Genomic DNA, 2,067 nt, shown 5'->3' with positions numbered 1-2,067 from the left:
GCCGGATCAGCCAGCAGCGGTGAATGCGCGGGTTGCGTTCGAAGTCCTTCGGGATGGTCTGCGCGCTGATGTCCTCGGCCGCGAGGCCGAGGGCGGCGAGGGCGTCGGTGTCGAGGCGGAAGCGCCGGTGGTTGTTCGAGAACACCAGCACGCCGTCGTCCTCGAGCAGCGCCGCGGCGGCGCGGATCAGCGGCACGTGGTCGCGCTGTACGTCGAGCGTGCCGTCCATGCGCTTGGAGTTCGAGAAGGTCGGCGGATCGAGGAAGATCACGCCCCAGCGTCCGCGCGCGCGTTCGAGCCAGGCGAGGCAGTCGGCGCGCTCGAAGCGGTGTTCGGGGCCGGTCAGGCCGTTCAGCTCCAGATTGGCCTGCGCCCAGTCGAGATAGGTCGCCGACAGGTCGACGCTGGTGGTCGAGCGCGCACCGGCGAGCGCGGCCTGCACGGTGGCGGTGCCGGTGTAGGCGAACAGGTTCAGGAAGTCGCGGCCGCGGGCCAGCGCCGCGACCCGCGCGCGCGTCAGCCGGTGGTCGAGGAACAGGCCGGTGTCGAGGTAGTCGTGCAGGTTCACCCACAGCCGCGCCTCGCCTTCGCGCACTTCGAGGTATTCGCGCCGCTCGGCCTGTTTCTCGTACTGCTCCAGGCCGCGCTGGCGGCGGCGCACCTTCAGCGCGATGCGCTCGCGCGGCAGGCCGAGCGCCTGCGGCAGCACGGTCAGCGCCTGTTCGAGGCGGGCCTGCGCCTTGTCGGGGTCGATCGACTTCGGTGCCTCGTATTCCTGCACGTGCGCGTGCTCGCCGTAGAGATCGATCGCCAGCGCGTATTCGGGGATGTCGGCGTCGTAGACGCGCCAGCAGTCGATGCCCTCGCGCCGCGCCCACTTGCCGAGCGTCTTCAGGTTCTTCTGCACGCGGTTGACCAGCGCATCGGCGCCGGCGGCGAGCGCGCGTTCGATCGCCTGCCCGGCGCGGCGGCGGTCGGCGGCCTCGCGATCGACGTGCTGCTCGGGCGTGACCTCGAAGCGCAGCAGCTTGCATTCGATCGGGCCGTTGTAGAACGCATGCACCTTGCCGGCGCGCAGGCCCATGCGCTTGCCGAGATCGGGGTTGCCGGTGAACACCGCCGCCTGCCAGTCGCCGAAGCGCGCCTTCAGCAAGTCGCCGAGCGCGGCGTAGGTGTCGGCGAGGGCTTCGAGTTCGCCGAGGCGCTCGCCGTAGGGCGGATTGACGATGACGAGGCCGGGCGCGCCCTTCGGTGGCACGGCGCCGGCGAGTTCGCGGCGTTCGAAGTGCACGAGCTTCGCGATTTCGGCCTGACCGGCGTTGGTCAGCGCGGCGCGGATCGCGCGGGCCTCGTGATCGCTGCCGACCAGCGCCGGCAGCGGTTTCGCAAGACCGGCGGCGGCGCGCTCGCGGGCTTCGAGCACGAGCAGGCGCCAGAGGCCGGCGTCGTGGCCGCGCCAGCCGAAGAAGCCCCAGTCCGGGCGCAGCAGGCCGGGCGCGCGGTCGGCGGCGATCAGCGCGGCCTCGATGACGAAGGTGCCGGAGCCGCACATCGGGTCGAGCAGCGCGCCGCCGGCTTCGACGATCGCCGGCCAGCCGGCCTTCAGCAGCAGCGCGGCGGCGAGGTTCTCCTTCAGCGGCGCCAGCGCGCCGTCCTCGCGGTAGCCGCGCCGGTGCAGGGATTCACCGGAGAGATCGAGCGCGACGTCGGCCGTCTCGCCGCTGGCATGCACGTTGATGCGCAGGTCCGGCGCGGCGCGATCGACCGAGGGCCGCCGGCCGCAGCGCTCGCGCAGCCGGTCGCAGACGGCATCCTTGACGCGCTGCGCGCCGAACTGCGTGTGGCGGATGGCGCTGCGGCCGGCGGCGACGAAATCGACCGCGAGCGTGCCGTCGGGGTCGAGGTGATCCTCCCACGGCAGGTCGAGCACGCCGGCGTACAGCGCATCGGCATCGGCGGCCGGCACGCGCGCGAGCAGCCGCAGCACGCGGCTCGCGGTGCGCGACCACAGGCAGACGCGGTAAGCGGTTTCGAGCGGGTCGCCGAAGCTGACGCCGCCGTGGCCTT

1 protein-coding gene is annotated in these 2,067 nt (G+C 72.6%); it reads right to left on the bottom strand.

Going from position 1 to position 2,067, the window contains the following annotated elements; all coding sequences use genetic code 11:
* Positions 1-2,067: bifunctional 23S rRNA (guanine(2069)-N(7))-methyltransferase RlmK/23S rRNA (guanine(2445)-N(2))-methyltransferase RlmL (rlmKL, locus tag PKE44_RS18750; protein WP_324554262.1), on the bottom strand; the 2,067-nt coding region annotated here is incomplete at both ends.

The sequence above is a fragment of the Plasticicumulans sp. genome, assembly GCF_035331805.1.
Classification (GTDB): Bacteria; Pseudomonadota; Gammaproteobacteria; order Competibacterales; family Competibacteraceae; genus Plasticicumulans.
This window is presented reverse-complemented; position numbering and strand designations above follow the sequence as displayed.